The sequence below is a fragment of the Bacillus sp. FSL H8-0534 genome (genome assembly GCF_038005885.1).
In the GTDB taxonomy this organism is placed as follows: domain Bacteria; phylum Bacillota; class Bacilli; order Bacillales; family Bacillaceae_G; genus Bacillus_A; species Bacillus_A pseudomycoides.
In genome coordinates, this window is the sequence record NZ_JBBOUC010000001.1 from 3,171,878 (window position 1) to 3,185,730 (window position 13,853).

The window sequence follows — 13,853 nt, forward strand, 5'->3', positions numbered from 1 at the left end:
AAGCACTCGATTTGTGGGGGAGATAAAGAAAATCCCACTTATTAAAGTCTCACTTTATAGGACAGGAGAGATCACTCGTCGATTATGCAAATGAAAAGCCTGTTTCAAAGCAAAGGATTCCAAAGATTACTTGTACTGCTCTTGTTGGCTCTTATATTATATGGGCTACAAAGTATGTTTAATTTAATTTTAATTACGTTCATTCTTACGTATTTAATGGATCGATTCCAAAAGTTTATTTCTCGAAAACTCGATCATTTTATGCCGATTAATCGAAAAATTATTATATCGTTATTATATGTGATGTTAGTTGGTGGAATCACTGTTACGTTAGTTAAGTATCTGCCAGTACTAACGGTGCAAATCTCACAATTAATCTACCAGTTTAATGTATTCTTTAAAAATCCACCAGATAATGAAATTATAAAGGCAGCAATTAATGCCATTAACCATATGGAGCTTTCCAAATATATTGGGCAAGGTGTGGACATTCTTTATAAATCCATCGCCAATGTTGGGAAGTTTGGGCTGCAATTTTTCCTTTCTCTTATTTTAAGTTTATTCTTCTTACTTGAGAAGGCACGTATTGTCGCTTTTACCGCGAAATTTAAAGAGAGCAGACTTGCCGTTTTTTATAATGAAATTGAATATTTCGGAAAGAAATTCGCACGTTCTTTTGGAAAAGTAATTGAAGCGCAGTTTTTAATTGCTATTGTTAATTGCGTTTTATCTGTTATTGCGCTATGGATTTTAGGATTCCCACAATTGCTTGGTTTAGCGTTAATGATCTTTTTACTCGGCTTAATTCCAGTAGCTGGTGTAATCATTTCGCTCGTTCCGCTTTGTATGATTGCTTATAATATTGGTAGCATTACGTATGTAGTTTATATTTTAATAATTGTTGCTGTTATTCATGCACTTGAAAGTTATGTGTTAAATCCAAAATTCATGTCACAAAAAACGAATTTACCGATTTTTTATACATTTATGGTATTAACTTTCTCTGAACACTTTTTAGGTGTGTGGGGGCTTATTATTGGTATACCAATTTTTGTGTTCCTATTAGATGTGTTAGATGTGACGAGCGATGAGATAGAAAAAGATTCTGCTAAAAAATAGAGTAAAAAAAGCATCGGACGCCGGTGCTTTTTCTTTTATAACTTCTAACTTCTTATGCCATACTGTAAGAAGAATTAAATAATTGGGGTGAAATAAATGGCTATAAATGAAAAGGTAGAAATTGCAACGTTTGCAGGAGGGTGTTTCTGGTGTATGGTTTCACCATTTGAAGAGATGGAAGGTATTATACAGGTTATTTCAGGTTATACGGGTGGGTATAAAGAGAACCCGACTTATAAAGAAGTTTGTTCTGAAACAACAGGGCATTATGAAGCGGTACAAATTACATTCGATGCAAATAAAATGCCATATGAAAAATTATTAGACATTTATTGGAGGCAAATTGATCCAACAGATATTGGAGGTCAATTTCATGATCGTGGACAATCTTATGAAACTGTAATTTTTTATCATAGTGAAGAACAACTTGAACAAGCAGAAGCTTCAAAATTGGCACTTGCTGAGAGCGGTTGGTTTTCGAAACCAATTGCTACAAAAATACTCCCTGCTACTACATTTTATCCAGCTGAAGAGTATCATCAAGGATATCATAAGAAAAATGCATTTCGCTATGAATTATATCGCCAAGGATCAGGACGCGATGCGTTTATTAAAAAGCACTGGCCGAAAGATAATGCGCATTTAAAAGAGCGATTAACAGATATGCAATTTTATGTAACACAAGAAAATGGTACAGAGCCTCCGTTCCAAAACGAATATTGGAATCATAAAGAGGAAGGAATTTACGTAGACATTGTTTCCGGTGAACCACTATTTACTTCTTTAGATAAATTCGATAGTGGATGCGGTTGGCCGAGTTTTACAAAACCAGTGATGTCCGCTAGTGTAAAAGAGAAAATGGATGTTAGTCACAATATGACGCGTACGGAAGTAAGAAGTAAAGAAGGCGATTCTCACCTTGGGCATGTGTTCCCAGATGGGCCAGGTCCGAATGGTCTTCGTTACTGCATTAATTCAGCGGCGCTTCGGTTTATTCCGAAAGAGGAATTGGAGAAAGAAGGCTATGGAGATTTTTTAATCTTGTTCGGAAATAAAAAATAGCCTCGCATATTGCGAGGCTATTTCTTTATTCTACTGTTTTCTTTTTAAACTTACTGAGTACCTCATAAACAATTGGAACGATAAGAAGTGTTAGTAATGTTGAACTTGTTAACCCACCAATTACCGTTACTCCAAGACCTTTAGAAATTAATCCACTTCCTTCGAATCCTAGTGCAAGCGGGATAAGGGCACCAATTGTTGCGATTGCAGTCATTAGAATTGGGCGTAAGCGTGTTGCGCCAGCTTCTAACAATGCTTCGCGTGTTGATAGCCCCTCGCGCTCCTTATGAATAACACGGTCGATGAGAACAATTGCATTCGTTACAACGATACCGATTAACATAAGGGCACCAATCATTGCCGATACGCTTAACGTTTCACCAGAAATCAATAAGGCAACAAGGGCACCAATGATTGTAAATGGTAGCGAGAATAAGATTGCGAGTGGTGCAAGTGCACCGCCGAATGTAACGACAAGAACGAAGTATACAATGGCAATCGCAGCTAACATTGCTAGGCCAAGTTGTTTAAATGATTCTTGAATATCTTTTGTAACACCACCCATAGAAACATCTACACCAGAAGGAAGATCCATTTTATCTACTTCTTTCTGGACAGCAGCAGATGCTTTAGAAACATCATCAGATGTTAATTTTGCACTTACTTCTGCATAAACGCGACCATCACGATGTGTTACTGTATTGGAAGTTTCACCTTCTTTTACAGTCATAACATCTTTAACAGCAACCTCGTTGCCAAGTGGTGTTGTAATTTTACGATTTGTTAAATCATCAATTGTTTGATAATCATGTTTTTCTGCTTCTACATATACGTTAACATCTTTACCGTCTTTTTTGATTGTAGTAAGGACAGGGCGATCATGTTGGTTAGAAAGTCCCATTCCAATTTGGGCAGCGGTTAGCCCCATCTTACTTAATTTTTCTTGATCAGCGACTAATGTGTATTCTGCGTATGTTTTTGCAATACTAGAGTCAACATCTTTTAAATCTTTATTCTTTTTCATGATGTCCTGAATATCTTTAACAACAGGTTTGATGTCTTCTGAGCTATCTCCGTATACGTACAGCTTGATTTCATTGCTACCGCCACTTGCTCCGAAGTCTTGGCTTTTCCATTCACCTTTTCCTGTCATCTTTTGTAAGTCTTTAATAACTTGTTCTTTCTCTTTGTCGAAGTTCTTTGTGTCATTATCATACTGAACGAAGAACATAGCTTGATTTGTTTTACCTGGACTCATTGGGTTTTCTCCACCTAATGAGAACTGAATTGTTTTTACATCTTTTTTATCTTGGAAGTGTTTTTCAGCTTTTGTTGTAATTTTTTCAACATCTTCTAAAGTTTGCCCTGGTGCAGGGTTATACGTTGCAATAATCATTTTCTCTTCTTCAGATGGTAAGAAACTTACACCGATAATTGGTACAAGTGCAAGGCTACCTACTAATAAAAGAACAGCAAGGCTAGATGTAATGATTTTATGGTTTAATGCCCATCCAAGCAGGCGTTTATAGCCATTTGCTAATTTACTTGGTTTTTCTTCATGATGTACTTGTTTTTCTCTTGTACTTTCCTTTTTAAATAAAGAGTGTGCTAACATCGGTACAATTGTAACTGCTACAAGTAATGAAGCTAACAAGGCAAAGACAATTGTTAAAGCGAACGGTAAGAACATTTCACCAATCATACCTTTTACAAGTCCAAGAGGTAAAAAGACTGCAATTGTTACAATTGTTGAAGACATAATCGGAACAAACATCTCTTTTGTCGCTTCACGAATTAAGTCTCTACCTTTTAATTTTTCGTCTGATAAGGACATGCGTCGGTAAATATTTTCAATAACAACGATCGAATCATCGACAACGCGCCCAATGGCAACGGTCATCGCTCCAAGCGTCATCATGTTAAGTGTAATATCCATCTGTTTTAATACTAAAACAGCAATTAATAAAGAAAGTGGTATAGAGACAACAGAAATCAATGTTGTTCGAATGTTTCGTAAGAACAACATAATAATAACAATAGCAAAGATGGCACCAAATATTGCTTTGCTAAGCATAGTATCAACTGATTTCTCAATCGGTGCACCTTGGTCAAATGTTGAGATGATTTCTAAGTCTTTATATTTTTTCTCAAAGTCCTTCACTTTGTCTTTGACCGCATTTACGACATCAACTGTATTTGCATCAGCAGCTTTTACGATTTGGATACCGATTGCTTCTTTTCCATTTGTACGCGAAATAGATTCGGCTTTTCCTACTTCTTTAATATCAGCAATTTCTTCTAATGTAACAGTGGGAATTCCGTTAGCTGCAGCTGGATTCATCTGTGGCGCTTGAGCTCCTGCTCCTGGTTTGCCTTGACCACTTGCTGCTGAAGGGACGGCAGGAATCTTCATTTCTTTTAAAGCTTTGATTGTTGTAATATTACCATCTACAACAACTGATTTCTCCGTATCTTTAAAAGTATAGAGACCAAGTGGTAAAGATACATCAGAACCTTTAATGATATTTTTAATAGTATCTTCACTTAAACCCAATTCTTGCATCTTATCTTTTTTAAAGACGAGTTGCACTTCATCTACTTGTTGTCCAGCAATTTGAACAGATGCAACGCCATCGAGCCCTTTTAGTCCTGGAACAATATTTTTCTCAACCTTTTCAGTTAAGGCAGCTAAAGATTCATCTTTACTTGCTACGCTTAATGAAATAACAGGAAAGGCATTAAAGTTTACTCGAGAAACTTTTGGATCTTTCACGCCTTCTGGTAATTTTACATTTGCAAGTGCTTCTTTAATTTCAGTTTCAGCTTTTTCCATATTCTTATCAAAGTTATATTCTACTTGAATAGACGAAGCATTTTGATAAGAGGAAGAACTTACAACGTTCACGCCATTTAAATTCTGCAGCTGTTCTTCCATCGGTTTCGATACCTTATCAGCTACTTCTGCTGGTGTAGCACCAGGATAAACCGTTGTTACCGTTACAACTGGCGTTGTAATGTCAGGAATTGTTTCTAGCTTCATATTAAGGCCGGAGTAAATCCCTGCAATGGTAACAATAATGGTTAGTAGCCAAACTGCGAACTTATTTTTTAAAGAAAAGTTAATGATTTTGTTCATGTTTGCGCTCCCTTTTTAACGTGTATTGACCAATCGGTCAGTCTAATACATAATATAACTGACTGATTGGTCAGTCGTCAATGAAAAGGAATGGTATAATAAAGGGAAACTTCCATCAGTGGGGAGGGTTCTTCATCCCTCATTGATAGTTAGTCCTTACCAATTGGGCTTTTACAGGCATTTATCCTCTATCTATCTTCCTCGTTTCTCTCTGAACCTAGAGGTGGAGGGACTGCCTGTTAATGCGGGATAAAGTTAAGGTGAAATTTTATGATGCGAGATCGAATTAGGAGAGAAAATATGAAAGAAAAAGAACGTTTAATTATAGAAATGGCAATGAAGTTATTTGCAACTAAAGGTGTGAACGCAACGTCGGTACAAGAGATTGTAACAGCATGCGGTATATCAAAAGGAGCATTTTATCTATATTTTAAATCGAAAGATGAATTGTTATTAGCGACACTCCGATATTATTATGACAAAATCCATAAAAAGATGATGGCTATTGATGGAGAATCATTGCTGCCACGTGAAAAGTTTGAAAAACAACTACATTGTCAATTTAATGATGTACAAAAACATAAGGAATTCATTATTATGCACGCGAGAGAAAATGCAATTCCTTTTAATAAAGAAGTAGAAGCATTTATGATGAGAATGAAGCTCGAGTCACATGCATTTTATCGAAATAGTTTATTATCAATTTATGGTGGACAGGTTACTCCATATCTTTTAGATCTTGTTATTATGGTAGAAGGGGTATGCAGGGGTTATTTAGAGTTAATCATTTTAAATGTAGCTGAAATAGATTTATTTCATGTTTCATCATTTATTTTAAAGAGGGTGGATGATCTTGTAGCAGGTCTTGTACAATCTAAGGATACGCCTGTTTTACATGAAGAAAAGCTGGGACAATTCTTTTGTAGTTCAGAGCTTATTAAAGAGCAGGCAAAAGAGCATTTTTTACAGGAAATTGTTATGTTCAAACGTACATTAGCAGATCAATTAGAAAATGATGAGTTGTTAGTTACTTTAGATGTTCTCGAAGCTGAAATGAGGTTGCTAAATCCAAGAGTTCCAGTTATTCAAGGGATGCTCGCTAATTTAAAAGCTTACGATGATTTGAAGGATTTTCGGTTGAGATTAGCTGGGTATTATCATATAAAAGTTATATAGGATGGATTTGTTCATCCATAATAAAAAGGGGATCATAATAGATCCCCTTTTTTATTAGTTATTAGATTGTGCCCATTCTTCTACGTTCCAAACTTTTGTAATCCAATCCTCATAGAAATCTGGTTCGTGACATACAAGAAGGATTGTTCCTTTATATGCTTTTAAAGCTTTTTTTAATTCTTCTTTAGCTGTAACATCAAGGTGATTTGTTGGCTCATCAAACAGGATCCAGTTGCTTTCTTCACCCATTAATTTACATAGACGGACTTTCGCTTGCTCTCCACCGCTTAATTGGCTTAATGGACGAGAAATATGCTCGTTTTTCAAACCACATCGTGCTAACATTGCCCGAACTTGGTGCTGATCTAGACTTGGGAATGTATTCCATACATCATCGATGGGCGTTAAATTCTCAGCTTTTACCTCTTGTTCGAAGTATGCAGGTTCTAAGAAATCACCAAGGCTTGTTTTCCCGCTTAATGGTTTAATTTTACCTAGGATTGTTTTTAATAATGTTGATTTACCAACACCATTACATCCAACAATCGCGATTTTTTCTCCACGCTCAATTGTCATCGTTAATTTTGGTAATAATGCATGTGTGTATCCAATTTCTACATCTTCACCTTCAAAGACAAAGCGACTGCTTGCGCGACATTCTTTGAAAGAGAATTCTGGTTTAATTGCTGTTTCTGGGCGATCAATACGCTCCATGCGATCTAGTTGTTTCTGACGACTCTTTGCACGACCTGTTGTAGAATAACGAGCTTTGTTTTTTGCGATAAAATCTTCTTGTTTTTTAATGAATTCTTGCTGCTTTTGATAAGCGTTTAAATGTTGATTTTTATTGATTTCAGCTAGCTCTAGGAATTTTTCATATGTCGCTGTGTAACGCGTCATTTTTGAGAATTCTAGATGGAAAATAACATCAACACATTTGTTCATAAATTCCGTATCATGGGAAATTAAAAGGAACGCATGTGGATATTCTTTTAGGTAATTTGTTAACCATTGAATATGTTCAACATCTAAATAGTTGGTCGGCTCATCAAGTAATAGTACTTCTGGTTGTTCCAGTAATAGCTTTGCAAGTAATACTTTTGTACGCTGCCCACCACTTAATGCAGAAACATCACGGTCTAATCCAATTGCATCAATTCCAAGACCACGTGCAGCTTCTTCAATTTTAATATCTAATAAATAGAAACCACCTGCTTCAAGTGCATCTTGAATCTCTGCCATTTGATCAAGAAGTTCTTCTAATTCTTCCGGCGTAGCTGTTCCCATTTTCTCAGTAACGATATTGAGTTCTTTTTCTTTCTCAAATAAAGGTAAGAACGCATCTGTTAATACGTCACGGATCGTTCTGCCCGGTGTTAATATTGTATGTTGGTCTAAATATCCGTAATGTGTACCAGGTGTCCATTCTACGCGTCCTTCATCATGGATAAGTTGTCCAGTAATAATATTCATAAATGTTGATTTACCAACGCCGTTTGCACCAACTAAACCAACATGTTCTCCTGCTAATAAGCGCATTGATACGTCTTTAAATAGTGTACGATCACCAAATGTATGACCTAAATTTTCAACTGTTAATAAGCTCATAATGTCCTCCGTCCATTTCAAAATAGTACCTTGAATCATGATACTAAATTCTCGGATATAATGCTATCCTTTCAAAATGTATATTTTTTCAAAAATAGGATTGCTTTTTTTTGGAAAAAGAATATAATGTAATTGAACGGTGGTTAATTAAATTGTGAGGTATGAGAAATGTCGCCAAGAAGAGCAGTTAAACAAGAATTAACAAGAGAAATGATTATGAATGCAGCAAGGGATTTATTTATAAAACAAGGGTATCAGCATACTTCAATGCGTAAAATCGCAGCAGAATTAGGATATAGTCATGGATCAATCTATTATCATTTTAAAAATAAAGCAGAGCTTTTTTATGCGATGGTTGAACAAGATTTTCAATTATTGGATCAAAGGCTAGATGAAACGATTGCTCAAAATTTACAGCGAGAAGAACAATTAAAAGCAGTGTTATTAGGTTTTATTGAATTTGGTCTACGAAATCAAAGTCATTATGAAATTATGTTTTTGATTAAAGATGAAGAATTAAAAGAATGTCTAGCAGATGAGCCAAATGCTAGTTATGATAAGTTCGCTAATGTTATATCTTCCTTATGTAATGGAAAGGTAAGCATAATGACTATATGGTCTGTTTTTTTATCATTACATGGGTTTGTATCGCATTATTGTAGAAATGTTCAAACGTTTGAAGATGTACAAGATTTAGCTAAAGCACATGTGAATTTTATTGCAAAATCGCTTCTTATGTAAGTGATTTTCTTTTTGCAATTAATTGAACAGTGGTTAATTAAAAGGGGGATTAAGATGAAAAAGGCGTTAGTATTGGGAGCATCTGGAGCAATGGGATATGCAATTACAAAGGAATTGTGCGGGAGAGGGATTGATGTAATTGCTTTTGCGAGAAATAGGGCGAAGCTAGAAAAGCTGTTTTACGATGAGGAAAGAATACAAATAATAGCGGGAAATGTATTTAAGCAAGCAGATATAATGGGAGCTGCTAAAGATGTAGATGTGATCTTTCATGCTGTAAATATTCCGTATACAGATTGGGAGATAAAACAGCCAGAGTTACTAAAAAATATATTAGAAACGACGAAACATCACGGTGCTAAATTAGCGATGGTAGATAATATTTATGCGTATGGAAGACAAGAACGAGGGAAGGTAACGGAAGAGGCTGTAAAGAATCCACATACAAAGAAGGGGAAAATTCGTTTACAGCTTGAATTGATGGCAAAACAGGCTGGTGTACCGGTACTTACTGCTCATTTTCCAGATTTTTATGGGCCAAATGCAGAAAGTACGCTTGTTCATCATACGTTACAAGGTGTTCTTGCAAATAAAATATCTAGCTTTGTCGGGGATAAGAAGCTTGCTAGGGAATATATTTTTACGCCGGATGGAGCTAAGGCGATTGTTGAATTAGCATTACGTGATAGTGCATATGGGCAAAACTGGAACATACCGGGTTCTGGTGTGATTACAGGGGAAGAGATGATTGGGTATATAAGAGAATTAACTGGATATAAGAAGCCTATAATGACTGTAAAAAAACGTATGATTGGAATGCTTGGCTTATTTGATAAACAAATGAAAGAGTTTGTAGAAATGTTGTATTTGACAGAAGAACCGGTTGTATTGAGTGGAGAAAAGTATGAGAGTTATATTGGTGAAGTACCAAAGACATCTTACCGTGAGGGACTAAAGGAGACTATTTTGTTTTTGGAGGGGAGAAATTAGATAAAAAAGAAGAGCGAACTGTTCTAATATTGAACGACTGCTCTTCTTTTTTCTTCTATTTAAAATAACCTCGAACGATTCCTTTTAAACGATTTGCATGGAATTTGCGTTTATTATTCGAAATATTTTGCGTCATACGGAATGTAGCGGCTGCAACCGCACGTAAAAAGTATGGGAAGCCATAATGTAAACGAATTACTCTTCCGAAACCACCGGCATAGGAAATGGCTCTTTTTAATGATTGCTCATTAATGACTTCTTCTTTTACTGGATGGTATACGAATAGGTCTTTTTTAAATAGTCCTGTATATCCATTTTTCATACCGCGTAGTACGAAGTCAGTTTCTTCACCAGCTCCGTAAATTGTTCCTGATCCAACACCTAAGTCTTCATCAAATGTACCAACATCTTGCACAAATTGTTTCGTAAAGAATAGTGTGAAAGACGGTCCCATGAATCCATATTTATCATTTAAAATAATATCTGTTTCTGGTGCATGCACTAATGAGCCTGTTCCTTCAACATTTGTAGTATTTGTTGATATAAATTGAATATCCTTATCTTTATTAAATGTTTCTAGGATGCTTTCCAACACGTTTGTTTCATAAATACAGTCATCATCCGGAAATGCGATAATATCACCATCAGCTACTTTTAATCCTGCATTACGGGCACGGGATAATCCTTTAATAGGCGTATAAATATAGTTGATGGAAAATTTTTCTTTATAATCTGCAAAGAGATCAGAAATTGGTGTATCGTTTTGGTCAACTACAATGAGCTCAAAGTTTTTATAAGTTTGTTTTTCTAATGAGTTTAGCAAATCAAGAATGTCATCACGTCTGCCGCAAGTGGCCATGATTAAAGAAAATTTCAATTGTAACAGCTCCTTCAAGAGGGTTCATTTGTTCATATACAGAAAATAGTTTGTATTTCTTACGTCATTTTACATTAAGCTCTTTTAAATCTTGCTTTTATTTTGTCTAACAGCATAAAGAGAATTTCATCTTTCGCTATGAATAGGATAAGTGCATAAGCCAATCCACATGCTAACATTGTGACGATAACTTGTAGAATTTGTCCGGAAATTATCGTATTCACTAAGAATGCTATTGGTAAAAATGTTAGTGAATAAAACAGGTATTTTAGCTTTTGCATATCGAATAATGTGTAATTTACTTTTAATTTCTTTTTTATATAAATATATTCCAATACAATCAATGTACAGTTAGCAATCGTTGTTGTAATAATTGCTGTTGTTGGTGTAAGTACATGGAAGAATACAAGCGCAAAATTTAATACAAGGTTTATAAAGCCACAAATGAATAAAAAGCGAACTAAAATACTTTCTTTCTTTTTCACATAAATAATTTGGTTGGATAAAATAGATTCAATTCCTACCGAAATCATATAAAATGCGAAAACCATTAATGTGTCACCAGCTCCGGCATATTGCTTTCCGCCATAAATAATAACAGCTCCGTGAGCGATAAGCATTAAACCAATAGCAGCTGGGAACAACGTAATGAAATATACTTTTGAAATTTTGTTTAGTAATGATTCATATTCTCTTTCAGCTGCGTTTCCTGATAAATAAGAAAGCCTTGGAATTGTAACTTGGACAACACTTAACATAAGTGTGTTAATAATAGTCATAATCTGGAAGGCCATTACATAGAAAGCGACAGTAGCTTCTCCATTAACCTCTAATATGAAGAGGCGATCTAATTGTGTATATAACATATTTGCGTTTGAAAAGATAACAACTAATACTAAGGGCTGTAAATGCGGGACAATTGTTAAATTAGAAAAATCAAATTTAACTTGACGCTTCACATATATAAAGCTAATGATATGGTTTAAAAATGTTGATAAGACTAATAAACCAGCGAATTTTTTATAATCATCCACTCCATGAATTAAAGTGAAAAGAAGCACGACATAAGTAAGCCGGACAATAACCGTTTTCTTCGTAATGAAATCATAATTTTCATGCGCCTCATTAAACCATTCTACGTAAAACAAATTTGAAATAAAATTGAATCCGAAAATGAGCAGTACAGGAAATAAATTTTTATCGCCGTATCCAAGATAACTAAAGAGTACGAATGCCACTAGAGCTAGGATACTTGTTGTAAAGTTAATTACATATAGGCTTGTGAACAATTGTGAAACTTTTTTCTTATCATTTTTTACTAAGCTAATTTCACGTAATCCATATTGGTATACGCCAAATACAGCAAAAATGAAAAAATAATTAAAAATGGTTTCAGCGGAGCTAACTGCTCCTATTGAAGGAGCCCCGAGTGTTCGATAGGCGTAAGGTCCTACTAAAATTGGGAGAATAATATTAAAGGTATTGAGCAATAGTTTATAGAAAATATTTGATACAAGTGACTTTTGCATAATTTCACCTTTCCATACAAATGAAAGTCAAATAAAGCACCTTTCATGTGAATCATATTAGTTATTGGAATAGATTCCTTAATGAATCAATTATTATTTGTAGTTAATAACTACGGGTATAAGTTTACCTCACATAAACTTTGTAAAGCAACCATTGGTTGATTCGGAAGAGATATAAATAATGCCCCAAATAAACTTGGGGCATTTGCTTTATCTATATTTTAAATTAGAAAGTGCCTGTATGATACGTACAATACCATAGGAGGCAATTAGACATATCAGTGGTATTATGAAATATCCGTAGCGGTCTATAGCAAGGAATATATTTGTAGATGCTACGTATACGATCACACTGCTTACTAACATCATAAATCGTTTGTGCTTAAAGGAATTGAGCATAAAGCAGAAAGAACTTAGAGCAGTAAAAGCCATTAACAGTTGATGATATTTTTTTACGAATAGAGAGAAGGAGTAATTACCTACCCAAGATGGTCGTATAAATAATTCAATTGTTTTACCAACAGTAAACCAGGAGAACCAATAAGTAAAGTCAGTAGAAAAGCCTTGCTTTATTAAATGTTTTGCATACTCTGATTTATCTGTATATCCAGCGGCATTCATATCGTTAACGATATTGATATAGCCTGTTTTATTAAATGGATCAGCTCCTGCTATGAGAGGATCTCCTCCTTGAGTAGAGAATAAAACAAATTGGTTTAAAGCTAGGAAGTTTCGGAATACCCATGCTCCAATAATAAAGATAGGGCCAATACACCAAAGCAAGCCAATTTTTATTGATTCTTTTATTCCATACGAATAGATAACGACAATCATTGGAATTAGTAGCATAGGTGCGGGATTTGGTCGGAACATTAGTAAAATCGATACTACAATACCAAACCAAACATGAAATTTCACCTTGTTATACTTCCATGCTAGAACAAATACATAGACTGAGAAACATAATAAAAACATAGAAGGTGGTTCAGTCAGTAACGTACGGAAATAGTGGTACATACTAAAGTAACTAGCATATAGGCCGCTTGCGATAAGGCCATATGATTTCCGTTCAAACAACTCTTTTCCAATTAAATATAAGAGGAGAATTGTTAGTAAATCAAAAATAGTATTAAAACCAGTACCAACATAGTAGTATGGTATAGATGTTATTTTTGATATGATCAGTGCCCCAGTTAATAATAAAGGCTGTCCAGGTGTTACATAAGCATTTTTTTGAGGTGGATCGCTTGGTTCCATATATACATATCCAAATACGCCATGTTCTAATAATTGCTGAGCTGATAATGTATAGTTATATGCATCATTGGCACCATACGTTTTTTTGATTAGTTCTGCATCTACACCGGGTTGTTTTACTAGGCAAATAATATGTATTATTAGAGATAAAGTTAAAATGATATATAGTGACTTAGGTAATTTTTTAAAAAGCCCCAACATAATAGTCCCCCTTCTTTTTATGTAGCAATATATTACCATTATTTAGGAATTGAATGTTATCAAGCTTATATTATAGTTTATTTTATGTAGTATAACCACTTTTATCTTTTTGATATATTTATGAAAAGAGCTCTTTTGGTGAAAGAGCGCTTTTGTA

Annotated in this window: 10 protein-coding genes and 1 pseudogene; 6 read left to right on the forward strand and 5 right to left on the reverse strand. The window is 34.8% G+C overall.

The window, feature by feature from the left end; all coding sequences use genetic code 11:
* Positions 1-84: 84 nt before the first annotated feature.
* The 3 genes and pseudogenes from MHH71_RS16305 (at position 85) to msrB (ending at position 2,181) form a co-directional block, all read left to right on the forward strand.
* Positions 85-1,119: an AI-2E family transporter gene (locus tag MHH71_RS16305; RefSeq protein WP_003202488.1), complete on the forward strand. Its 1,035-nt coding sequence runs from the start codon at positions 85-87 to the stop codon at positions 1,117-1,119.
* 96 nt (positions 1,120-1,215) lie between these two features.
* Positions 1,216-1,683: pseudogene (gene msrA / locus MHH71_RS30605) on the forward strand (peptide-methionine (S)-S-oxide reductase MsrA); the annotation flags it as partial.
* A 45-nt stretch (positions 1,684-1,728) separates the two neighbouring features.
* Positions 1,729-2,181, forward strand: coding sequence for a peptide-methionine (R)-S-oxide reductase MsrB (msrB, locus tag MHH71_RS30610; RefSeq protein ID WP_371388579.1), 453 nt, complete (start codon positions 1,729-1,731; stop codon positions 2,179-2,181).
* Between the two features lie 25 nt (positions 2,182-2,206).
* Here the strand turns inward: msrB and MHH71_RS16315 are convergent, their stop codons facing one another.
* Positions 2,207-5,317 (reverse strand): efflux RND transporter permease subunit, encoded by a 3,111-nt coding sequence (locus tag MHH71_RS16315; RefSeq protein WP_033799277.1) that lies wholly within the window; start codon positions 5,315-5,317, stop codon positions 2,207-2,209.
* Positions 5,318-5,617: 300 nt separating this feature from the next.
* On the opposite strand from MHH71_RS16315, the gene MHH71_RS16320 reads away from it, so the two are divergent.
* Complete coding sequence (locus tag MHH71_RS16320; protein WP_033799276.1) at positions 5,618-6,493, forward strand: TetR/AcrR family transcriptional regulator; 876 nt, start codon at positions 5,618-5,620, stop codon at positions 6,491-6,493.
* 54 nt (positions 6,494-6,547) lie between these two features.
* Here MHH71_RS16320 and MHH71_RS16325 read toward each other — a convergent pair whose 3' ends face one another.
* Positions 6,548-8,140 carry an ABC-F family ATP-binding cassette domain-containing protein gene (locus MHH71_RS16325; protein WP_003202496.1) on the reverse strand — a complete coding sequence of 531 codons (1,593 nt, stop codon included), beginning with the start codon at positions 8,138-8,140 and terminating at the stop codon, positions 6,548-6,550.
* 129 nt (positions 8,141-8,269) lie between these two features.
* Between MHH71_RS16325 and MHH71_RS16330 the strand changes: the two genes are divergently transcribed.
* Positions 8,270-8,842, forward strand: coding sequence for a TetR/AcrR family transcriptional regulator (locus MHH71_RS16330; protein ID WP_006096740.1), 573 nt, complete (start codon positions 8,270-8,272; stop codon positions 8,840-8,842).
* Between the two features lie 54 nt (positions 8,843-8,896).
* Complete coding sequence (locus MHH71_RS16335; protein WP_033799275.1) at positions 8,897-9,832, forward strand: NAD(P)H-binding protein; 936 nt, start codon at positions 8,897-8,899, stop codon at positions 9,830-9,832.
* A gap of 55 nt (positions 9,833-9,887) precedes the next feature.
* On the opposite strand, the gene MHH71_RS16340 is transcribed toward MHH71_RS16335, so the two are convergent.
* The 3 genes from MHH71_RS16340 to MHH71_RS16350 form a co-directional block, all read right to left on the reverse strand.
* Entirely contained in the window at positions 9,888-10,709 is an 822-nt protein-coding gene (locus MHH71_RS16340) for a glycosyltransferase family 2 protein (RefSeq protein WP_033799274.1), read from the reverse strand.
* Positions 10,710-10,783: 74 nt separating this feature from the next.
* Complete coding sequence (locus MHH71_RS16345) at positions 10,784-12,238, reverse strand: oligosaccharide flippase family protein (RefSeq protein ID WP_006096737.1); 1,455 nt, start codon at positions 12,236-12,238, stop codon at positions 10,784-10,786.
* Between the two features lie 210 nt (positions 12,239-12,448).
* Positions 12,449-13,696 (reverse strand): glycosyltransferase family 39 protein, encoded by a 1,248-nt coding sequence (locus MHH71_RS16350; RefSeq protein ID WP_033799273.1) that lies wholly within the window; start codon positions 13,694-13,696, stop codon positions 12,449-12,451.
* Positions 13,697-13,853: the final 157 nt, after the last annotated feature.

Excerpts from the sequence above, each read along its gene's own strand:
- MHH71_RS16335 (WP_033799275.1), top strand. The coding sequence starts at position 8,897 with ATGAAAAAGGCGTTAGTATTGGGAGCATCTGGAGCAATGGGATATGCA.
- MHH71_RS16315 (WP_033799277.1), bottom strand. The coding sequence starts at position 5,317 with ATGAACAAAATCATTAACTTTTCTTTAAAAAATAAGTTCGCAGTTTGG.
- MHH71_RS16320 (WP_033799276.1), top strand. The coding sequence starts at position 5,618 with ATGAAAGAAAAAGAACGTTTAATTATAGAAATGGCAATGAAGTTATTT.
- MHH71_RS16330 (WP_006096740.1), top strand. The coding sequence starts at position 8,270 with ATGTCGCCAAGAAGAGCAGTTAAACAAGAATTAACAAGAGAAATGATT.
- MHH71_RS16345 (WP_006096737.1), bottom strand. The coding sequence starts at position 12,238 with ATGCAAAAGTCACTTGTATCAAATATTTTCTATAAACTATTGCTCAAT.
- MHH71_RS16350 (WP_033799273.1), bottom strand. The coding sequence starts at position 13,696 with ATGTTGGGGCTTTTTAAAAAATTACCTAAGTCACTATATATCATTTTA.
- MHH71_RS16305 (WP_003202488.1), top strand. The coding sequence starts at position 85 with ATGCAAATGAAAAGCCTGTTTCAAAGCAAAGGATTCCAAAGATTACTT.
- MHH71_RS16325 (WP_003202496.1), bottom strand. The coding sequence starts at position 8,140 with ATGATTCAAGGTACTATTTTGAAATGGACGGAGGACATTATGAGCTTA.